This is a genomic window from Mesorhizobium sp. P170090 (genome assembly GCF_057786115.1).
On the sequence record NZ_JBYNWH010000001.1, the window covers coordinates 1,918,526 to 1,939,078 of the forward strand.

A 20,553-nucleotide genomic window follows, 5' to 3' on the forward strand; every position below is an offset into this window, starting at 1 on the left:
CAGATATCTGGTAGCCTAATTGTCAACCTCTCATGACCCTTCGGGTGCCAGATCGCGTTCGATGAGCCGCCTCTGACGAGGTAGTGTGCTGAGAGTTCTGCAAATTCGCTGAGAGGGGGCGGTCATGGCAGGCTGGTGATTGTTCACGTCACCTGATTCCCGCGAAGGAACGCCACCATGACCAAGACTGAAGTTAAGACCGCCAGCGCTGCCGTCAAAGACATTTTGCTTTCGAACCCGGATGGATTGCACGAAGTGCTCCGTGATGGACGAGGCGCTGGGTGCCTCCAGGAGCGAGCGCACGCCCGAACGGCTTGGCTATCGCTCGGGCTATTACGGCCGTACCCTTGTGACGCGGGTCGGCAAGCTCGAGCTGCGGGTTCCGCAGGACCGGGCCGGGCGCTTCTCCACCGAGCTGTTCGAGCGCTACCAGCGTTCCGAGCGGGCCTTGGTGGCGACACTGGCGGAGATGTATGTGCAGGGCGTGTCGACCCGCAAGGTGAAGGCGATCACGGAAGAACTGTGCGGCCATGCCTTCTCGGCCTCGTCGATCTCGGCCATCAACAAGCGGCTGGACGAGAGCCTCGCTGCCTTTGCCAGGTGCCCCCTTCAAGAGCCGTTTCCTTACCTCATCCTCGATGCGCGCTACGAGAAGGTGCGTGAAGCCGGTGTTGTCATGAGCCAGGCGGTGCTGATCGCGGTCGGTATCGACTGGGACGGAAGGCGCCAGATCCTGGCCGTGGAGATGGCCAATCGCGAGAGCCGCTCGGCCTGGAGGGACTTCCTCGTCGGCCTCAAGGCGCGCGGCCTCAAGGGCGTCGAGTTGGTTGTGTCCGACGATCACGCCGGCCTGGTGGCAGCGACCGGCGAGGTGATCCCCGAAGCCGCCTGGCAACGCTGCTACGTGCACTTCCTCAGGAACGCGCTCGATCATCTGCCGAGGAAGCACGGCGACGACTGCCTGCAGGAATTGCGCTGGCTCTACGACCGGCGCGATCTCGCAGAGGCCAGGGCTGATCTTGCCGCATGGCTTGCAAAATGGTCGGCACGCTATCCGCGCCTGACAGGCTGGGCCGAGGATGCCATCGAACAAACCCTGACCTTCTTCAGGCTGCCGAGACAGCACCACAAGCATCTCAAATCCACCAACATGCTGGAGCGGCTCAACGAGGAAATCCGCCGGCGCACCTATGTCGTGCGCATCTTCCCCAATACCGAAAGCTGCCTGCGCCTGGTCAGGGCCTTGGCCGTCGAGACCAATGAAAACTGGATGGAGGCCAACCGATACATCAACATGGACGACCTGCGCGAGCACAAGAAGCTCGCGCTGCGCCAAGCCGCATGACCAGCATCATGGCTGCCCCATTTTGCAGAACTTGACGCACACAACCCCGGCGCGAGCTTTCGCCAAATATTATTGGAGGGCATGGTTAGTGCACTGAAGCTCTTGTCAGAAGGGAACACTGGCCCTTATGGCGCGGCCCGCGTGGCACCGGAAAAAATACGCTACTGAGCCTCGCAAGAACACACTCGCCAGTGACGAACGGCTATTGCTCTAGGTGGAGGTTTGTCGTTCGGTTTATATCTCTGCCATCTGCATTCGAGATCTGCCGAGCTTCATTCAAGGTGCGCCAAGCTGCGGGTAGATGAAGTCAATGAAGAATCGATCGCCGCGGCGTTTCGCGAAAATGCCAACTCGTAGACGGAAGATTTGTCGCACACAGAAACGCACATTCCGTCCGGAATTGGATTCCTGCCGACGATCACCATGATGAAGCCATTCAACGCGTGGTAGGAGCGGCGCACGGAATCGGCGATGTTTCGGCGGTCGATACACGAAGGCGATGCGATATCCTCTGGGTGCGTATGCCAGCAGCCTACGAAATGCCGCCCTCGCGAAAACATGTCATTGACCTCACGCTGTTCGGCCCGCTCGTCGGGCCGATAAGAATAGCGGGTCCGTCGATCTCCGCACCTCGGGCCGGTAGCAACGTCGATGTCGATCACCGGAAGCTGAAATCGTGCAAATAGCAGTCCACCGGCCTCCTTGTGCCAAAAGCGGGTTTGACGGTGTTGGTTGAAGTGCTCCAGAACGCTGTCACTAAACGCGAGCGATTGTCCCGATTGTCCAATGTCGAAGGAGATCACGCCGCCAGATCCTTCGCGGCCCGGCTCCATCGTCTTTCGACCATGGTTGCGCCGTCGAGCGCTTGCGGAGCGATGGCTCGCAGTTCGTCGCTCCATGCGCCTCCCGCAGCTTCAACGAAGGTGCGGCGCGCGAGCCAGATGCGATGTGTAGCCGATGGAGCCTGACCGAGAAGGGCGTCGAGTGTGGTCTGCGCGACCATCGAGGTGATGAACCCCAACTCGACAGGGCCGTAGGGATCGAACGCCGCTCCACAGGCGGGCTCGTACCGCCGGGTTTCCTGTGCCCAGCGCGTGGCGACGAGGTGCGGCAATCCAGTGGCATCCAGCCCGTCGCGCAAGCGGTCTTCGACGCCGGAGATGACGATCGCGTGTCCGGCGGCGGCATGCGGCTCCGTCCAACCGTAAACGATCGGAAAGCGTCGCGTTTTTTGGACAGCCTGCCATTCGTCGAGAAGGGATTCGCTCGGCCAATCGCCAAGTGCCGAGACGATGAGGTCGACACCGGCGAGGGGACAGTCGGCGCGAAGCAGAAGGTCCTGCACGAGCGAGTTATGACACTCCACATTGATGTGCGGAAGGTCCGAGCGGATACGCTTCGCGAGTTCGATTGTCTTGGCTGCGCCGACCGAGCCGACTCCGAGAGGGTGTCTGCCGACATTGGCGCCCGTGAAGGTCTGCTTGTCGACGAGGATGACCTTGCCGACGCCGGCTCGGGCAAGCGTCATCGCAACCGGTCCGCCGACTGATCCGCATCCGAGAACGGCGACGGTCGCCCCGCGCAGCGTGGGAATCCGCGGATCGCGGTCGCGCCCATGGACCCATGTCGGATCGACGCGTTCGACCAAGGTGCGCTCGGCGGCATTTCCCCCGAACAGTCGGGCGTGCAGCACGTTATAGGGCACGCACGAGGGGCGAAACCCGGCGATCAGCGGATCCGATCCACGAACGATCTTCGGTCGATTGACGACCGTGGTTGCGAGCGCCGGCCCGTTCTCGGTTCTCGAGCCCAGCATCACGATCAGCTGTTGACGCATCTCGCGGGCAAGTTCGTCGAGATGGTCGGCGATGCCGGCGCGGGCGGCGATATCGTGGACGTCCTTCGCCGAGGAAGGATATTCGGACGGCAGCAGGACGACGTCCATCCAGACCAGCAAGCCGCTATTGAAGCGGAGCTCGGCTGCGGGGATTGCCGGAGCGAAATTGCGAAGCCAATCGCGCAACGTGTCGTCATTGTCGGCGATGATAGTTCTTCGTGCGCATTCCCAGATCCTGACGATCCGCGATGGCGGCGCGGGTTCGATCAGCGACAGGATGGTCCGGGCCCGTCCGCGTCCTGCATGATGCCAATATGTGAGAAACTCGCTTCGGAAGTCGCCCTTGCGCTCGCCGCGGATCAGCGCTTCGATCAGATCGAACGTCATCTCAAGCAGTTCGGCGATTCCAGCGTACGGATCGTCGATGGGAAACGTGGCGTGATCCGGCACCAGACAGAGCACGCCGTCGCGTTCGACATGGGGCCAAGTCAAAAAGGAAGGACGGTCGACCAGCGCGATCCGCGCGGGCGCAAAGGGAAAGGCCGCGGTCACCAGAACGTCGAGCCGGCGCCGCCGATCGAAAAAGTCGCAGTCGAATCGCCAGCCGATGGGGAAGCGCCCCCCGTAGCTAGCGAGTTGTCTGGCGTCGAGCCTTAGCGGGCGCAAGCCAGCTTGCTGCCAGCATGATTCAACGACGTTGACGGCTGAGTTGAAGCGCTGAGCGAGAGGGTCGACACCCTCAGGCATTCCGGCGATCTCCCTCGATCCGGACGGCCGAATTCCGCGCCTGCGCCTCGCTGCGGACGAGACCGGCGGTCAGCAGGGCCGGTGTACTGAGCCGAGCGGCCGAACGTCGCCGCGTCTGGTCCGCAATGCCGACACCAACGCCCTTGGCAAGTTGCTCGGTGATCAGTTCCTTGTTCGACAACTGCGCCAACGCCGTGAAGTCGGCGCGGGCCTTTCGCAGCCAGTTGTGGAATTCTTTCTCCCGCTTTGGATGCTCCTTCCACTTGTCGGCGAAGTTCTCCAGCGGATCGCTGGGATTGGCGATGAGACGGCTGCCGTCCGCCGCGGTACCGATGAAGCTGTCCATCTTCGTCAGGATCACGAACAGCGCCTCAGCGATCTTCTCCTCTCCGTCGTAGGAGTGGGCGGCGAGCGTCGTCAGGATGATCGAGATCGGCTTGTCGTCGTCGCTGCGGTCGGTGTACATGATGTCGCGATGGCGCTTCAGGATCATGATTGCGTACTGCAACGCGGTGCGGATCCGGTAGTCCGGAATCGGTTCAGTGCCGGCCCTCACGCCTTTCTGAAGAAGCTCATTCTTGCGCTTTTCGTAGGCTTTGGCCATGCGTGTCAGAAACCATTTCAGATAGCCGCGTGGATTCGAACGCTGCCAATCGGCCGCGATAATCTGGTAGTGCGGGTGGCGGTTGTCGGTGATCGAAATCGCGGTCTCGGCGAGCGAAACATCGAAGCCGCGCGTTTTCAGGAGTTGGGTCAGTTCGCCGCCACTCGGAATTCCGGGCGTGACGTCCATGTGGAATTGAGCTTCGTCCGCGTACGGCTGCCTCCAGCAGCGGCGATGCTCCTCCAACGGCTTGATCATTTTCTTGCTGCGGGCGTACAGCCTCATCTCGATTTCGAGCAGGCGCTTTAGATTGGCCTGCGTGGTATCGTTTTTCGTCAGGCGCTGAAACTCGCAGACGGCATCGATGTCGTAGTGCTCGTCCGCGGTGAGCGGTGGCGTGACGGTGCCGAGACCGAACGACCCCTGGACGTGGACTTGGGGCCCGTATTTCCGAATTGTCGACTCCGGTCGGTTGAGCCAGTCACCCAGCGATTTGTAGCTCGTCTCCGCCTGTTCGTATCGATGTTCGGGAATCTCGAGTTCTTTGGCGAGGTTTTCGAGAACTTCGTCAGCCTCTGGGGTGATCGTCGGGCTCAAATGCATGTTCATAAAAAACTCCTGATTAGCTGGCGTGTCCAAGTTCATGGGCGAAAATGAAGCCGCCGAGCTTCTTGTTTTGATCGTAGATCTTGAGAGCGGGGTGCGCCTTCGGCTGCCAAGCGCGACCAGCTTCGACAGCCGCGGAAATTGGAACGGCGGGAAACACGTGTACCATCGTGTTCTCGCCATGGGCGATCTTTATGGCATCCAGCGTTGTTCTGAAAAGACGCGCGAACTCGGCCAGATCAGCCTGGCTGCGCATGATGTCATTATGAGCGCCGTCGGCCGTGATGGACCAGATCGCCGCATCGTTGCCGAGCACTGCGTGGATCCGATCGTCTACGACGGGTGCGCTGACCGCCAGCTTCAGCGCGACCTTTCCGGCCAGACCGGACGGCCGCAGGACGTTGAACTTGAGCGGCGGAGCGTTCGGGTCCCACCTCCAGCCCTTGGGGCTGCGCAGCAACTGCCGGACGTCTGCAGTTGCGATGTCGGAGATCAGACGCCCTAACTCGATCAGGAGCGGGATCGGCGCCAATCCGAACACTGTTAGGCGACGGATTTCCTGCCGCTCCATCCGCCCACGAACTTTCTCGGCGAAGCCGGCCCGCAGGTTGCGGATCTGTATGCGCCAGAAATCCGGTTCGTGATCGGATAGATCGAGCGTCGCGAGATCGAGATCTATCCAGCCGTCGTCAAGCGGATAGCGATCCGGGATCATCGACCATTTGAGGTCGCCTTTGGCCACGGGAGATTCGTTGGTCCCGATCTTCGCAGCGTATCGAATGACATGACTGCTCATATCCTCGTCGATGGCTGTGACCGTCCGGATTCGGTCTTCGTGGCGACGCTTCATTGCCATCAAGAGATCGGCGGGATGCTCAGCAACCATCTCGCGATCGAAAACGCGGTGGTGACGGTCGCAGACGAGCATCAGGTTATCCGGCTCCTGGGCAAGTTTCGGTGATTGAATCGGATCGCCTCGCGGCCCATCCTCCGAGTCCGCAATGATGTGCCCGATATAAGCCGCGTTAGCGTTGACAGCTCCCGACACCTCGTCGCCGATCAATAGGGCATTGCATCCCGCATATTGACACCGTCCCGCAGCGCGGCCCCATACGATGTTCTTGACCTTGTCGGGTAGCGGTCGCCGACGTCCGCGACGCGGCTCTGCTGGCACCCGATCTTTCATCTCGAGTTCTGCAACCAGACTCATGTTTTTTCGTCTCGCGGTTGATGTTGCGCTTCGTTTGTTTGCGGCAAGCCTGAGCCAGCCGCGAAACCCCAGTTATTCCTCCGCTACTCGGCGCGCCGAGTAGCGAATTTACGTTGCCCTGCCTCAATACAGGGGACGTACCTTGGGTCGGCGTCGGAGGAACACAACATTCGCTTCCGGGCACACAACTTTGGGCGCCCGATCTCCAAGGCGTGCTTCCCGACGACAGGGCGCTGCCAAATCGGCGCAGCACTCATAGATCAACTGTGCCGAAAGGGGGCGGTGTGAATCCGACCCGCCAGATCAGAATTACGAGGCGGTCGGCGGCTCCACTGGTTACCTCCGCGTCCCTCGCCTTCGCGCTAGGCTTGGAGTTCAGACATATCTTCCATTGATCGACCAAGGATAGATATGGCTTCGTCCAAAATGTCGTTCGAAGTTGTGAGCGGCACAAGAAAGCGGATCACGTTGTGAAAGCGTCCTGCCGAGGCCAGCAGCAGGCCGTTTCGAGCGGCTTCTTGGATGATTCTCGCGGTGACATCTGTCGCCGGCTCGCGGCTGACGCTATCCGTAACCAATTCTATGCCAATCATTGCGCCGAGCCTCCGGATCTCGCCGATCTCTGCATGGTTGCTTCTAATTCGGAGGCGCTCGAATCCCGCTTGTAGGCGCGCACCGATTTCTTCCGCCCGAGTGAGCAATCCTTCGTTCTCAACAACGTCTAGGACTGCCAGTGCGGCTGCGCATGCCAATGGATTACCCGCGTAAGTGCCCCCAAGCCCCCCTCGGTGAACCGAGTCCATGATCTCGGCCTTGCCGATCACGGCTGCAAGTGGCAGGCCGCCCGCAAGGCTCTTGGCGGCAGCTATCAAATCCGGCTGAACGTCAAAGTTTTCTATGGCGAAAAGCCTGCCCGTCCGTCCGAAACCCGACTGGACCTCATCAGCGACCAAAACTATGGCGTGAGTGTCGCAGATCTGTCTAAGGGCTTTAAGGAATTCAGAGGACGCCGGCAGGAATCCACCTTCGCCCTGCACCGGCTCAATGAAAATTGCGGCTACTTCTGAGGCATTGAGTTCTGTTTCAAACAGAGCATGGAGGGCTGACAGGGCGTCTTGCGTGCTGATTCCGCGATAAGCGTACGGGAACGGAACACGATAAATGTCTCCTGGAAATGGACCAAAACCCATCTTGTAAGGGTTTACTTGGGCTGTCATTCCTAGCGTCAGGAGCGTTCGGCCATGAAAGCTTCCGCTAAACACAATAATTCCCCGGCGGCCCGTGTGGTAACGAGCGATCTTAACTGCGTTCTCGACTGCTTCCGCGCCTGTTGTAACGAGCAGGGTCTTGGCTGGAGCCATCGGTGCAAGAGCATTTAGTCGCTCGGCCAAGGCAACATAGCCTTCATATGGGGCAGTTCCAAAAAAGGTGTGAGTGAAGCGATTCAACTGATCGCGAACCGCTGCTACGATTCCAGGATGCGAATGACCAACAGCGAGGGCACCCATTCCACCCACGAAGTCGATGTAACGTCGTCCGTCAACGTCCCAAAGCTCTGCGTTAAGAGCTCTATCAGCAAATATTGGGAACGCGCACGCTACACCACTGGGAACCGCCGCTCTGCGCCTGCTATCAAGTTCACGGTTTGTGACGCTCATGTTTTGTTCCTTTGCCAACAGGCAAATTACTTGGCTGCGGGCCGTTTAGTCGTCAGCTTTTGGACTCGCCGATTAGCAGCGCACGATCAAAGGGTTAGGGACGACTAGCACGTATCTAAACCTTGCGGAGAGGCAAAAATATAGCTTGCCGATTGAGTTTAATTCGAGTGGCTCCTCGAGGTGGATCGGTAGATTAGATTGCGTAATACGTCAAACCCACCAACATGCTGGAGCGGCTCAACGAGGAAATCCGCCGGCGCACCTATGTCGTGCGCATCTTCCCCAATACCGAAAGCTGCCTGCGCTTGGTCAGGGCTTTGGCCGTCGAGACCAATGAAAACTGGATGGAGGCCAACCGATACATCAATATGGACGACCTGCGCGACCTTTCACCGTCGCCGTAAGCGACGACCGGCGGAGCGCTCGCGGAGTTGCTACGCATCGAATTGGTCGATGCTCCAATGACACGTTATGAGCTCACGCTTCGCCGCGGCATGGGACTGTTTTCAACAGGCTCTCAAGCGTACTTCGATCGCGGCTCGAGACAATCGAACGATACTGCGTGCTCTCGTGACTAGATATCAAACAAAACCCCGGATTTGAGGTGACGATACCACCTTCTGGAGTTTCTCAACAGTCTCGAGCCAAGACGATGTACCATCATAATCCCCGATTGGCCAAGGGTTAGTAGCCGTCGATGAGCGACTTGCTCGTGTCAGGCGGCTGCGGCCATACGCCGGTTCTCGCAGGTATGCTCGATCAGCCCGAGCCGCAAAAAAGTTCCCTGCCAGGTGAATTTAATTCGACTGCCGCCGCTCCTCAGCTTGCATATAACACTGGCCAATAGCCCGAATTGGAGTCAGGCAGATGTCGTTCAAAGGCGTTATTCCGCCCGTCACAACGCCCTTTCATGCGGACGGATCGATCGACCGTGAAGGCTTCTGCGTCATGGTCGAGCACTTGGTCTCAACTGGGGTCCACGGTATCATCGTTGGTGGTACGACAGGAGAGTACTACGCCCAGTCACGCGACGAGCGTGTTAGCCTGCTTAAGCTTGCGAGGAGCGTGGTGAAGGGGAAGATGCCCCTGATCGCCGGCGTCGGCTCCATTCGCACCGACGACTGCATTGAATACGGGCTAATTGCAAAGGACCTCAAGTACGACGGCATTCTAATCGGCTCGCCGTATTACGCTGTTCCCACGCAGCTCGAACTTGCCAATCATGCACTTGCGATCGACAAGGCCGCCAATCTACCGGTGATGCTCTACAACTACCCCGGTCGCACTGGAACGATGATGGATCTAGAGTTCCTGGACCGCGTCGGTCGCAGCTCCAATTTCTGTGCCATCAAGGAATTTAGCGGCAGCATGAACCAGCTGCATGCCTTGGCTCGCGACTATCCGCATATCGACCTGTTCTGCGGCATGGATGATCAGGCGCTCGAATTCTTCGCCTGGGGCGCAAAAGGGTGGGTCTGTGGCGCCGGCAACTGCCTGCCGGCAGAGCACCTCGCGCTGTACGAAGCCTGCGTGATCGAGAAGGACTTCACCAAGGGCCGGCAGATCATGTCGGCGCTTCTGCCACTGATGAGGCTTCTCGAACAGGGCGGCAAATTCGTCCAGAGCATCAAGTTCGGGTGCGAGCTGGCTGGATTGCCCGCTGGGCCCGTGCGCCTGCCGATGCGGGCACTCGGCGACGAACAGAAGCGGGAACTCGAGTCGACGATCCGCACCCTTAAGGCAGTCATCGCGTCAATCACTGCAAAATCCCAGAAGAGGGCTTCCGAGAATGTCATCGCTATTAACGCGTGATGAGTACCAGAACCTAGCCGACAGCCTGCCACTGCCGACCAGCGCAGTAATTAACGGCAAAGCGCGGGCGGCACAATCTGGGGATACTTTCGAGACCATCAATCCCGCGACAGGGCAGGTCATCGCCAAGATCGCTTCCTGCGGCCAGGCCGATGTCGATCTCGCTGTCGAGAAGGCACGACTGGCCTTCGAATCGGGCGCTTGGTCGCGTGCGCATCCGAGCGAGCGCAAGCGCGTGCTGCGGCGCCTGGTAAAGCTGATAAAACGCAACGCCCATGAGCTTGCCGTGCTTGAGACGCTCGAAAGCGGCAAGCCGATCTACGACGTCGAAACCATAGACATCCCCGAAGCCCTGCATTGCTTGGAATGGCATGCGGAAGCCACCGATAAGCTTTATGGCCAGACGTCACCTTCGGGCGACGATGTCGTGTCGATGATCGTGCGCCAGCCGCTGGGCGTAGTCGCCTGCGTTCTGCCTTGGAATTTCCCGATCCTCATGCTGGCCTGGAAGATCGGTCCGGCACTTGCGACGGGCAACTCCGTCATTGTCAAGCCGGCCGAGCAGACCAACATGTCGACGTTGCGGATCGCCGAACTGGCGCATGAGGCCGGGTTGCCATCAGGCGTCCTGCAAATCGTCACTGGTCCGGGCGAAGTGACCGGCAAGGCACTCGGCGTGCATCCCGATGTCGACATGGTTGCCTTCACCGGTTCAACTGACGTCGGCCGGAAATTCTTGGAATATTCCGCCAAGTCCAATCTTAAGCGCATCGTGCTCGAATGCGGGGGAAAGAACCCATGCATCGTGCTGGAAGACGCGGAGAATCTCGATGTTGTGGCGCAGCATGTCACCCAGGCCGTCTTCTGGAACATGGGCGAGAACTGCTCGTCCAATTCCCGCGTGATCGTGCACGAGAAGATCAAGGACCGCTTGGTGGAAACGGTCCTCCACAAGCTCAAGGAATGGCCCATGGGCGAGCCGTTGGATCCGGGCAATCGGCTGGGCGCCATTGTGTCCAAGGAGCAGTTCGACCGCATCATGGGCTACATCAAGAAGGGGCGGGCGGAAGGCGCCAGGATCGTCACGGGCGGCAACGCCCACAAGCATGGCAAAGGCTATTTCATCGAGCCGACCGTATTCGACGATGTCACGCCCGAAATGACGATTGCGCGAGAGGAGATTTTCGGTCCAGTGCTGTCGGTAATCAAAGTGGCCAACGCTGACGAGGCGCTCCGGGTCGCTAACGATACTCAATACGGGCTTGCAGCTTCAATCTTTACCGCCAATCTCGGCAAGGCGCATCGCATCGCAAGGGACATTCGCGCCGGGACGGTGACGATCAACTGCTACGGCGAAGGGGATGTCTCGACTCCCTTCGGCGGCTTCAAGCTTTCGGGCTTCGGGGGAAGAGACAAGTCATTGCATGCCCATGACCAATATACTGAACTGAAGACCATCTGGGCGGACATCTCCGATCCTAAAGTCTCTCGTTCGGTAGACTAGCCTGGTCGCACCGATGAGCGATTATGAGGCTGTCCGCACGCCTGCGGATACATCCATGCCCGGTTGGTACGGTATTCTGCCGCCTCCCAAGGCACCTGAGGTGCTGCGCGGCCGTCATAAGGCGGACTGGCTCATTGTAGGAGCTGGATTTGCTGGCTTGGCGGCCGCGCGGCGCCTCTCACAACTGGTGCCGAACGAGCGCATAGTGGTGTTAGACGCTCAGCGCGTCGGCTGGGGTGCTGCCGGGCGCAACTCCGGCTTCATGATCGACCTTCCGCACGAGCTCGGTGGGGAGCATTACGGCGGAAGGCAGGATCAAGACCGCAAGCGCATCCGCATGAACCGGGCCGCGATCGAATTCTCTGCTTCGGCTGCGGACGAATACGGGTTGCAGAAATACTTCGTTCGAGCCGGCAAGTACCATGGAGCTGCAACTGATCACGGTGTTGCGGTCCTGCGCGAATTCGAAAAGCACCTGACCGGGCTAGGCGAGCCATTCAAGCGGCTCGACGGGCCGCAGTTGAAGGAAATCACCGGTACCGACTTCTTCCTCAGCGGCACCTTCACGCCGGGAACGGTAATGGCACAGCCGGCCGGCTTCATACGTGGACTCGCCCAAGGCTTGTCGAGGCGTGTGCAGCTATTCGAGAATTCCCCGGTCACATCTTTACAGACCGGCAAACTGCATACTGCCAAGACGGCTGAGGGCGAGATCACCGCGCCGCGGTTGATACTGACAGTCAATGGTCATCTCGAAAGTTTTGGTTACTTTAAGAATCGCCTGCTGCACGTGTTCACCTACGCTAGCATGACGAGGCCGCTTTCCAAGAGCGAACAGACAGCGGTCGGAGGTGAGCCGCATTGGGGCTTGATCCCGGCCGATCCGATGGGATCAACCATCCGGAGGATCGGCGATCGGATCGTCGTCCGCAACACCTTCACCTATAATCCGGACATGTCCACCAGTGAGAAGCAGATCCGTCGGATCGGCGCCGTGCACGACCGATCATTCCAGTCGCGCTTCCCGATGCTGGGTCAAGCACCGATGGAATTTCGCTGGGGAGGCCACTTGTGTCTCTCTCTCAATTCCGCGCCAGCATTCGGCGAGATTGAAGACAGAGTCTTCGTTGCCGGATGCTGCAATGGCCTGGGAACGGTTCAGGGCACCCTCTACGGGATGCTGGCTGCCGATCTTGCCGTTGGCAGTAACGAGCCAATGGTTGCAGACGCCCTGAAAGAGCCAAGCCCGATTCAGCTTTATCCAGAACCGCTGATTTCGATCGGCGCGCCGATGAAGTTGTGGGCGATGCAGAAGCGCGCCGGCAGAGAGCTCTAGTAGCTTTCTCGTTCTTGCGCCGCCACTTCCCGGATCCAGCTACGCAGGCTCTGGGCGGCAGGGGAAAGCGTACGATTTTGATACCATGTGAGATAGTAGCTGCCAGGGGCTGGGAGCTCGAGATCCGTCAGTCTGACGAGTTTTCCGTCGTCAATCTGCGCCTTGACAAGGCGATGCCACCCAACAGCCACCCCTTGATCGGCCTGAGCTGCCTGAAGCGCAACGAAGAACTTGCCGAAGCGCCGACCGCGGGTCGGACCATTCGAGACCCCCGCGCGTCGGAGGACCTCGTCCCAGCCAGCCCAGTCGGGATCCACCCAATCTACATGCAGCAGGGGAAGATCGGCCAAGGATTCCGCCGTTGCATCGCGGTGCCTGCTTGCAAACCCAGGCCCGCATACCGGGTAGATTGTTTCATTGAAAAGGAGCTCAGCATCTTCATTCGACCACGATCCGAACCCGTAGCGGATGCGCAATTCGACCTCGGCGCGGCGGTAATCGCGGGGATTGTCCGAGATAAGGTGGTCAACAGCGATATCCGGGTACCTCGTCCAAAAATCCGGCATTCGCGGGATCAGCCACGTTGACGCGAAGGCGTCCGTGCATGCCAGCGTGACGTTCTTGGAACGGTCACCGTGTTTCACATTTCGGACGATATCTGCGGCCCGCGAAAAACCGGTAGCCAACACGCCGTAAAGGTCTTCGCCGGCGCTTGTCAGCGCCACACCGGTTCCTAATCGGGTAAACAGCGGAACTCCGAGTTCGTCCTCGATCGCCTTGATCTGCCGGCTCACGGCGCCGGGAGTAACGTTCAGTTCCGCAGCAGCCAATTTGAATGACAAGTGCCGGGCAGACGCCTCGAAAACAGCCAAAGCAGTCAGGGACGGAAGGTCATAGTAGCGGCGGACCATCTCAAGCTCCAAACACTTCAATATTCGCCCGGCGCGACAGATTGGGCAAGCGAACCCCAAGATATCGGCAAATCATTTATAAGTGACGGACTATGGCTGCGATCCCCGAGCCATCTCCACAACATAGGGAAACGGTACGCACCCTGCTGCGCGATCTGCGACGCTGCCCAAGCCCATGTCCGACGCAGCTACACCTTAGCATGTCCATGGCAATATCTGGGCTCAACTACTCAACAAGGGAGTGAGACTTTTGCAGGGCCGCCCCACTGGTCTTCGCCCGCCGTTGAGAGATTATGAGCCTAACTTCCCCTCTCAGAGATGGCTTGAGCTATGACTGGCATTGAAAAGAAAACGGCGGTGATCACAGGCGCGGCGGGAGGTATCGGCCAAGCGATCTCCAAGCAGTTCGTCGCGAACGGCTTTCATGTGATTGCCGGAGACGCCGACCAGGCTGGCCTAGACCAGCTCGAGGCCGAACTCAATCGAATCGGACAGAATGTCTGGAGCAAGGCCGGCGACCTCAGGAACAAGGCTTATTGCGAAGATTTGATCGACTATTCCATCCAGATCACAGGCAGGCTGGACGTGCTCGTCAACAATGCGGGGATCATCACGAGGGGCAATATCCTCGAGACGACCGATGAGGATTGGGAGCGGACGTTCGACATCAACCTCACATCGATATTCTACACATGCCGAAGGGCGATCGGCCATATGACGGGCCACGGCGGCGGCGCGATCGTGAACATCGCATCGTGCTGGGGACTTTATCCCGGACCCGGGCATCCCGCCTACTGCACCAGCAAGGCGGCAGTAGCAGCGTTCTCGAAGTGCCTTGGCCGCGATCATGCCGGTGACCGGATACGAGTCAACGCGGTGTGTCCAAATGAGGTCAACACGCCGATGCTGCGCACGGGCTTCGCCAAGCGCGGCTTCAATCCCGACACTGCCATAGCGGAGCTCAACAAGACGGTTCCGCTCGGGCGCATTGCTGAGCCGGAAGACATCGCCGATGCGGTGTATTTCTTGAGTTCCGATGCCGCCCGCTACATCGCCGGCACGGCCGTTGAAGTGAACGGCGCCAAGCCGGTCTATTGAGGACACCCCATGGCTGACAGACTTGCAGGAAGAATTGCCATCATCACTGGCGGCGGCCGTGGCATCGGCGCCGGCATCACGCGACGTTTCGTGGAGGAAGGGGCCAAGGTTGCCATTGTGCAGAGGAACCCGCCACCCGACGAGATCCTCAACGATCGCACCTTTTACGTGAAGGCGGACCTTGCGAACTCCGAGCACATCGTTTCGGCCGTTCAGGCCGTCGTCGAGCGATTTGGCGGCCTTGACATCCTCGTCAACAACGCCGGGATCATGTTCGAGAAGACCGTCGAGGAAATGACCGAGACGGACTGGGACCAGATGATGAAGATCAACCTCAAGGCCCCATTTTTGTTAACGAAGGCGGCAATGCCGCATCTTCGCAAGCGAGGCATTGCAAGCATTGTTAACATCGGCTCGATTGAAGGCTTGGCGTCTAATCCGGGTCACCCTGCATATTCCGCTTCGAAAGCTGGCATTCACGGCTTTACAGCAGCCGTCGCCGTGGACCATGGGCACGAGGGTATCCGGTGCAATGCCATTGCGCCGGGCTGGATCAATTCTGACCTCAGTGAGATCTACATCGACAGCATGGCTGACGGTTCGCGTGTCCGCAGGGAACTGTTCGCAATGCATCCGGTTGGACGTCTTGGTGAGCCGACTGATGTCGGAAACCTTGCCGTTTGGCTTGCCTCGGAAGAAAGCTCCTTCGTGACCGGGCAGGTCTACGTCATCGATGGGGGACGCACCAAGAAGTTGCCACTGCCGATTGCGTGACGAGGAGAAGCCCGCCATTGACCGGGCTTCATGTTTGTCAGGCCCTCGGATCAACTTTCTCGCTAATCCGCCTGGTGATGCGATCGATCAGGATTGCCAAAACAACGACCGCAAGGCCAGCTTCGACGCCCCTCCCAACCTGGAGACGAGAGATCGACCGAATGATTTCGTCGCCCAGGCCGCCAGCGCCGATCATGGAGGCGATGATGACCATGGATAGCGACATCATCACGCATTGGTTGACGCCTGCCATAATCGAGCGGAACGCCAGCGGCAATTTGATCAGGAACAGCACGGCCAGGCGACTTGCGCCAAAGGCCTCCCCCGCCTCGACCATTTCCGGCTCAACCATCTTGAGACCATGGGCCGTGAGCCTGATCGGCAGCGGCATGGCGAAGAAGATCGTCGCAACGATGCCCGGAACCGTTCCAACGCCGAAGAAGAACACGGCTGGAACGAGCAGCACGAACGGAGGCATCGTCTGCATGAAGTCGAGTATTGGCTCAGCCACCGCGTTCAAGCGCTTCGATTCAGCAATGAGAATGCCGATTGGTATCCCGATGGCCAGGGCGACAACGGCTGCCGTAAGCACCAGGGACAGTGTCACCATCGCCGGCGCCCAGAGATTCATGACGAGGATGAAGGCCAGCCCACATCCACTGAGGATAGCCAGCGAGAGCCGCGCGAGCAGGACACCAGCGGCCATAACGGTCGTGATGCTCAGCCAGGGCGGCGCACTCGTCAGGACCGTGGCCAAGGGCTGCTGTATGCCCAGGATCACGGTCGAGATGAAATCGAAGACAAATCCGAAATGCATTGAGAGGTAGGACGTGAACTCGTCGATTGACGCGGCAACCGTGCCTGCAAACTCCGAAAAATCCATCCTCATGATCCTCAGCTAGAGTCGTTTGAATCGTTATTGTGTCGCGCGTTCTGCCACGGCGTTTGCCCTCGTCGTGTCGGCAGCTTTCGGTTTCTCGATCTTCGGCGTCGCGCCGGCTAACGAGGAATGGGCCGCGAGCGCTCTGAGAACGGACTTAGGGGTAACCGTCCCGACGGGCGTTCCGTCGTTCTGAACCACGATAAAAGCGCGCTGCTCTTTCGCCAGCTCATCGAGATAGGGGGCGACCAGATCGTCGGGCGCGAGCTTTACGAAGTCTTTCGACAGATGTTTCGTCCATTCCGAGATCGGCCTGTTCGCCAGTTCCACCGGCGGGCAGACGGCGTCCATAGCTTGGCCAGCCGACAGCACCTTGAAGACATCGATGCCCCGCACGAAGTCCCTGACGTAGTCGCTGGCGGGGGAGAGCACGATATCGATCGGCTGGCCTTCCTGGACGACCTCTCCGTTGAGGAGAATAGCGATGCGGTCACCGATCGTTGCCGCTTCGTTTGGGTCGTGTGTCACAAAGACAATCGTCTTGTTCAGAGTGCTCTGAAGCCGAAGCAACTCCTGTTGCATCTCCTCGCGAATGAGCGGGTCGAGCGCGCTGAACGGCTCATCCATCAGTAGCACCGGCGTGTCCATCACCAGGGCACGCGCCAGGCCAACGCGCTGGCGCATGCCGCCGCTAAGGTTGGACGGCTTTCGGTCGCCCCATCCGCTGAGCCCTACGAGTTCGAGTGCCTTGCCTGCGCGCTCGCGTCGCTCCTTGCGTCCGACCCCGGCGACACGGAGCCCAAACGCAACATTTTCGATGACCGACATGTGCGGCAGGAGCGCAAAATGTTGAAACACCATTCCGATCATGCTGGAGCGGATCTGGCGGAGTTCCTTTTTGCCGGCTTTCGTGATGTCCTGCCTATTGACCACTATCTGGCCGGCAGTGGGGTCGACAAGGCGGTTGATGCAGCGAAGAAGGGTCGATTTCCCGCTGCCTGAGAGACCCATTACGACGAAGATTTTCCCGGTTTCAATGGTCATGTTGATGTTGTTGAGCGCGACGAAACCGCCGCCCTCGTCGGGGCCGCAGGCGCCCGAACGCAGTCTGTCCAGTTTCACTTCGGGGTTGCCGCCATAAATCTTGTAGAGATCCTTGATCTCGACGGCCGGCTTTCGCGTGCTCATTCGAGGCTCCCGCGCATAATACAGGTGGTGATGCAGGGTCGGCGCGGACCCCGCACTCTTGGGAGGATGCGTGCTTCGGGATCAGGCGAGCCACGGCTCGATAATGCCCTTGCCTTTCACTTCGCCGATCCACTTTGAGGCGGCGTCTTCAGGCTTTATCCCGCCGTCGATCCAGCCCATGATCTTGGCTTCCTCGCCATTCGGGATGTGGAACCTTGTCAAAAATGCCTGGGCCTTCGGGAAGTTCGATTCAAAGTCCTTCGACGTAACGTGGAAACAGTAGAAGGGCTCTGACATCATCGTCTTCTTGGGATCCTCGAGATACCTCATCTTGAATTTGCTCCACATCGGGAGCGGCTCCCAAGTGGTGACCACGATTGGTTCGTTCTTCGAGTAAGCCCGCTGGAAGGCCGCTTCCATGGCAGCTTCGCTGCCCGGGACCAGATTGAGCTTGAGACCGTAAGCCTTCACCGTTGCATCCGCGGACTGCATGAGGCCGGAGCCGGCGTCGATGCCGATGATGCCGCCTGGGAACTTGTCGGCGTGGTCGTTGAGCTCGGCGATGCTCTTGATGTCTACATAGTCCGGAACGGCAAGGCCCTGCGTCATCGGGCCTTCCGCAACGCCGACGACTTTGATGGAACCGGCGACTTTCTTTACATAGTCCGCCTGGCCGCCGTGATAGGCGCCTTTCAGCGGGCCCATCCCCTGCATATAGGAGTTCGAATAGAGGTCGGCCTTCCCGGTTTGAAGCGAGGCATAGATCACGCCTGGCTCCGCCTGCAGCGGCTGGACCTTGTAGCCGAAATTGTCCTCGATGAGCTTCGCGCCGACATAGGTGATTGCCAGCGCGTCGGACCATGCCGCGAAGGCATAGACCAGCGGCCGGGACGCGTCGGCCCTGGCGCCCGTCGTCAGGCCGCTCATGACAAGCGCGGCGGCGCCGCCTGCTTTCAGCAAGGTTCTGCGCGACGTGCTCGCGCTGAGTACATTATTGACGAGATTTGGCCTTGGCATTCAAATCCTCCTGTCGCTACTCATCTGATGCCTAGATGAGTCCGAGGTTGTCGTTTTTGTTCACCTCGTCTGATCCGGGAATGGGCTATTCTGTTCTTGCCCGGCACCAAGCAAGAAACGTGCTACCACGGAACCGCGGGAGCCAGCCGACGCAAAAAAGTCGCCTCCCGATTGACTTTAGTTCGCTCGCTTTGCGGCAATGCATCATCATCTCTGCCTGTCGGGATGCCTACGGTCATGGCCGATTACGTCCAAGTTTCCGCGGTATCCGTAAGGCTGAGCTGCGACGTGGAAAGCTCCGCCGCTGCTCCACCCGACCATCTCTCGAGTCCGGGTGAGTGAGCCGGCGGCCCAGCCTGCCCTTTAGTCAACACTCGCATGAGACTTTTGCAGTAGGTCAAGGCTCAAAGCTCCGGCAATGGTTGAGTGCGGTCCGGTTTCGGTCGCGACATATTTGTCTGGAGGCCGGCATGACTGCTCAACTACAGCTCTCTCGTAGAGGCGGGCGGGAAGCGAGGCGGACGATCCGCACCGCACCAAAGGTCGACATGTTGCCGACGCTCAAGCGCGGCCTGCCGGTGGTAGAGCCGATGGATGCCGAGCAGGTCGAACGCATTCACAAGGCTTCTCTCTCTATCCTGGAAGAAGTAGGCGTGGTGTTTCGCGATCCGATCGCGATTGAGGACTGGAAGAGAGTCGGAGCGGACGTGCGCGCCGATGACCGCGTTCATCTCGACCGCGGCCTGGTCATGGAGCTCATCAAGACCATTCCCCCCAACGTCGAATATTTCGCGCGCGATCCGGCGAAGAATGTCGAACTCGGAGGCGACAAATCAATCTTCGTGCCCATGACAGGCGCGCCGTACATGCGCGATCTCGATGATGTGAGGCGTGGCCCGACGATCGCGGACCTTGGGACCTTCCACAAGCTTGCCCATATGATGCCGGCGCTACATTCGTCGGCTCACCACATCGTCGAACCGATGGACATTGTCGTCGCGCACCGGCACCTGCACATCACCTATTCGTCAATAAAGCATTCCGACAAGATTTTCATGGGCATGACCACCTCGCCCAAGAATGCCGAGGACGTGCTCGACATGTGCGAAATCCTTTTCGGTGAAGGCTTCCTTGAGAACCATGCAGTCACCACCGGAAACTGCAATGGCAACTCGCCGCTGGTGTGGGACCAGGTCATGCTGGGCGGCATGCGAGCTTTCTGCCGGCGCAATCAGCCCGTCTTGTGCTCGCCCTTCGTTCTCGGCGGCGCGAACACGCCAGCCTCGACCGCGGCGGCAGTGGCGCAGCTCAATGCGGAAGCGCTTTCCGCACTTGCCTACACGCAGGTGGTGCGCGAGGGCTGCCCTGCGATTTATGGGCATTACCTATCGACCGTGTCGATGCAATCGGGAGCGCCGATGGCGGGAACGCCAGAGATTTCGCTCATGAATTTCATGATCGGCCAGATGGCTCGTCGCTATAACGTGCCATGGCGCACTTCGAACTTGCTTGGCGGCGCCAAGATCTTCGATGCGCAAGCTGGCTATGAAAGTGCGATGACCATGATGGCCGTGCTGCTGTCAGGTGCAAACTACATTTGGCATTCTGCTGGCTGGAATGAAGCCGGCATGCACTGCTCGATCGCGAAATTCGTTGTCGACGCCGAAGTCTGCGCGATGGGCTATCGCATGACACAAGGCATCCAGTGGGACGATTTCGATGAAGCCCTGGCTGCGATCCGCGACGTCGGGCCAGGCGGCCATTACTTTGGCCATCCGCATACACAGGCGAACTTCGAGAAGGCTTTCTTTATTCCGAAACTCTTCGACAATAACTCGGTTGAGCAGTGGTACGCTGATGGCTCAAAGGACATCAAGCAGCGTGCCCTGGAGCATGCGCGCCGCCTTCTGGCCGAATATGAAGAACCAAAGCTCGACATCGCCAAGGACGAGGAATTGCGCGCGTATATCGATCGGCGCTCGCGGGAAATCCCCGCTGTCGACGCGCTCAACGAGGAATACTGAGC

General features: G+C 59.2%; 15 protein-coding genes and 2 pseudogenes. 8 read left to right on the forward strand and 9 right to left on the reverse strand.

Features of this window, described 5'->3' with window-relative positions:
- The first annotated feature begins 177 nt into the window (after nt 1–177).
- Nucleotides 178–1,345, forward strand: a pseudogene (locus AC3EML_RS09235) (IS256 family transposase).
- A gap of 272 nt (nt 1,346–1,617) precedes the next feature.
- Here AC3EML_RS09235 and AC3EML_RS09240 read toward each other — a convergent pair.
- From AC3EML_RS09240 to gabT, 5 genes are all read right to left on the reverse strand, one after another.
- Nucleotides 1,618–2,148 carry a Mov34/MPN/PAD-1 family protein gene (locus tag AC3EML_RS09240; protein WP_352522251.1) on the reverse strand — a complete coding sequence of 177 codons (531 nt, stop codon included), beginning with the start codon at nt 2,146–2,148 and terminating at the stop codon, nt 1,618–1,620.
- Complete coding sequence (locus AC3EML_RS09245; RefSeq protein ID WP_352522252.1) at nt 2,145–3,929, reverse strand: ThiF family adenylyltransferase; 1,785 nt, start codon at nt 3,927–3,929, stop codon at nt 2,145–2,147. The genes AC3EML_RS09240 and AC3EML_RS09245 overlap by 4 nt, the downstream gene beginning before the upstream one ends.
- Nucleotides 3,922–5,142 (reverse strand): nucleotidyltransferase domain-containing protein, encoded by a 1,221-nt coding sequence (locus tag AC3EML_RS09250; protein WP_352522253.1) that lies wholly within the window; start codon nt 5,140–5,142, stop codon nt 3,922–3,924. The genes AC3EML_RS09245 and AC3EML_RS09250 overlap by 8 nt, the downstream gene beginning before the upstream one ends.
- A 13-nt stretch (nt 5,143–5,155) precedes the next feature.
- Nucleotides 5,156–6,349: an SAVED domain-containing protein gene (locus AC3EML_RS09255; protein WP_352522254.1), complete on the reverse strand. Its 1,194-nt coding sequence runs from the start codon at nt 6,347–6,349 to the stop codon at nt 5,156–5,158.
- A 362-nt stretch (nt 6,350–6,711) separates the two neighbouring features.
- Nucleotides 6,712–8,007, reverse strand: coding sequence for a 4-aminobutyrate--2-oxoglutarate transaminase (gene gabT, locus AC3EML_RS09260; RefSeq protein WP_352522255.1), 1,296 nt, complete (start codon nt 8,005–8,007; stop codon nt 6,712–6,714).
- A 206-nt stretch (nt 8,008–8,213) separates the two neighbouring features.
- Between gabT and AC3EML_RS09265 the strand changes: the two are divergent.
- The 4 genes and pseudogenes from AC3EML_RS09265 to AC3EML_RS09280 all read left to right on the forward strand — a co-directional run.
- Nucleotides 8,214–8,411 (forward strand): annotated as a pseudogene (locus tag AC3EML_RS09265) (transposase); the annotation flags it as partial.
- Nucleotides 8,412–8,874: 463 nt separating this feature from the next.
- Nucleotides 8,875–9,819, forward strand: a complete 945-nt coding sequence (locus AC3EML_RS09270) for a dihydrodipicolinate synthase family protein (protein ID WP_488505189.1) — start codon at nt 8,875–8,877, stop codon at nt 9,817–9,819.
- Nucleotides 9,797–11,323, forward strand: coding sequence for an aldehyde dehydrogenase (locus AC3EML_RS09275; protein WP_352522256.1), 1,527 nt, complete (start codon nt 9,797–9,799; stop codon nt 11,321–11,323). Before AC3EML_RS09270 ends, AC3EML_RS09275 begins: the two co-directional genes overlap by 23 nt.
- 13 nt (nt 11,324–11,336) lie before the next feature.
- Nucleotides 11,337–12,659 (forward strand): NAD(P)/FAD-dependent oxidoreductase, encoded by a 1,323-nt coding sequence (locus AC3EML_RS09280; RefSeq protein ID WP_352522257.1) that lies wholly within the window; start codon nt 11,337–11,339, stop codon nt 12,657–12,659.
- Here the strand turns inward: AC3EML_RS09280 and AC3EML_RS09285 are convergent.
- Nucleotides 12,656–13,570 (reverse strand): LysR substrate-binding domain-containing protein, encoded by a 915-nt coding sequence (locus tag AC3EML_RS09285; RefSeq protein WP_352522258.1) that lies wholly within the window; start codon nt 13,568–13,570, stop codon nt 12,656–12,658. The two genes, AC3EML_RS09280 and AC3EML_RS09285, sit on opposite strands and share 4 nt — an antisense overlap.
- Nucleotides 13,571–13,900: 330 nt before the next feature.
- Here AC3EML_RS09285 and AC3EML_RS09290 point away from each other — a divergent pair, with 330 nt between their 5' ends.
- Nucleotides 13,901–14,668, forward strand: a complete 768-nt coding sequence (locus AC3EML_RS09290) for an SDR family NAD(P)-dependent oxidoreductase (RefSeq protein ID WP_352522259.1) — start codon at nt 13,901–13,903, stop codon at nt 14,666–14,668.
- Between the two features lie 9 nt (nt 14,669–14,677).
- On the forward strand, nt 14,678–15,442 hold the full coding sequence (locus AC3EML_RS09295; RefSeq protein ID WP_352522260.1) for an SDR family NAD(P)-dependent oxidoreductase: 765 nt from the start codon (nt 14,678–14,680) through the stop codon (nt 15,440–15,442).
- 37 nt (nt 15,443–15,479) lie between these two features.
- Here AC3EML_RS09295 and AC3EML_RS09300 read toward each other — a convergent pair whose 3' ends face one another.
- The 3 genes from AC3EML_RS09300 to AC3EML_RS09310 form a co-directional block, all read right to left on the reverse strand.
- Complete coding sequence (locus AC3EML_RS09300; RefSeq protein ID WP_023690615.1) at nt 15,480–16,325, reverse strand: ABC transporter permease; 846 nt, start codon at nt 16,323–16,325, stop codon at nt 15,480–15,482.
- A gap of 33 nt (nt 16,326–16,358) precedes the next feature.
- Nucleotides 16,359–17,510, reverse strand: coding sequence for a quaternary amine ABC transporter ATP-binding protein (locus tag AC3EML_RS09305; RefSeq protein WP_352522261.1), 1,152 nt, complete (start codon nt 17,508–17,510; stop codon nt 16,359–16,361).
- Nucleotides 17,511–17,591: 81 nt separating this feature from the next.
- Nucleotides 17,592–18,527, reverse strand: coding sequence for a glycine betaine ABC transporter substrate-binding protein (locus AC3EML_RS09310; RefSeq protein ID WP_352522262.1), 936 nt, complete (start codon nt 18,525–18,527; stop codon nt 17,592–17,594).
- A gap of 470 nt (nt 18,528–18,997) precedes the next feature.
- Here AC3EML_RS09310 and AC3EML_RS09315 point away from each other — a divergent pair, with 470 nt between their 5' ends.
- Nucleotides 18,998–20,551 carry a trimethylamine methyltransferase family protein gene (locus AC3EML_RS09315; RefSeq protein WP_352522265.1) on the forward strand — a complete coding sequence of 518 codons (1,554 nt, stop codon included), beginning with the start codon at nt 18,998–19,000 and terminating at the stop codon, nt 20,549–20,551.
- The last annotated feature ends 2 nt before the right edge of the window (nt 20,552–20,553 follow it).

Coding starts and splice junctions, on each gene's coding strand:
- AC3EML_RS09245 (WP_352522252.1), bottom strand. CDS start 3,929: ATGCCTGAGGGTGTCGACCCTCTCGCTCAGCGCTTCAACTCAGCCGTC.
- AC3EML_RS09250 (WP_352522253.1), bottom strand. CDS start 5,142: ATGAACATGCATTTGAGCCCGACGATCACCCCAGAGGCTGACGAAGTT.
- AC3EML_RS09255 (WP_352522254.1), bottom strand. CDS start 6,349: ATGAGTCTGGTTGCAGAACTCGAGATGAAAGATCGGGTGCCAGCAGAG.
- gabT (WP_352522255.1), bottom strand. CDS start 8,007: ATGAGCGTCACAAACCGTGAACTTGATAGCAGGCGCAGAGCGGCGGTT.
- AC3EML_RS09270 (WP_488505189.1), top strand. CDS start 8,875: ATGTCGTTCAAAGGCGTTATTCCGCCCGTCACAACGCCCTTTCATGCG.
- AC3EML_RS09275 (WP_352522256.1), top strand. CDS start 9,797: ATGTCATCGCTATTAACGCGTGATGAGTACCAGAACCTAGCCGACAGC.
- AC3EML_RS09280 (WP_352522257.1), top strand. CDS start 11,337: ATGAGCGATTATGAGGCTGTCCGCACGCCTGCGGATACATCCATGCCC.
- AC3EML_RS09285 (WP_352522258.1), bottom strand. CDS start 13,570: ATGGTCCGCCGCTACTATGACCTTCCGTCCCTGACTGCTTTGGCTGTT.
- AC3EML_RS09290 (WP_352522259.1), top strand. CDS start 13,901: ATGACTGGCATTGAAAAGAAAACGGCGGTGATCACAGGCGCGGCGGGA.
- AC3EML_RS09295 (WP_352522260.1), top strand. CDS start 14,678: ATGGCTGACAGACTTGCAGGAAGAATTGCCATCATCACTGGCGGCGGC.
- AC3EML_RS09300 (WP_023690615.1), bottom strand. CDS start 16,325: ATGGATTTTTCGGAGTTTGCAGGCACGGTTGCCGCGTCAATCGACGAG.
- AC3EML_RS09305 (WP_352522261.1), bottom strand. CDS start 17,510: ATGAGCACGCGAAAGCCGGCCGTCGAGATCAAGGATCTCTACAAGATT.
- AC3EML_RS09310 (WP_352522262.1), bottom strand. CDS start 18,527: ATGCCAAGGCCAAATCTCGTCAATAATGTACTCAGCGCGAGCACGTCG.
- AC3EML_RS09315 (WP_352522265.1), top strand. CDS start 18,998: ATGACTGCTCAACTACAGCTCTCTCGTAGAGGCGGGCGGGAAGCGAGG.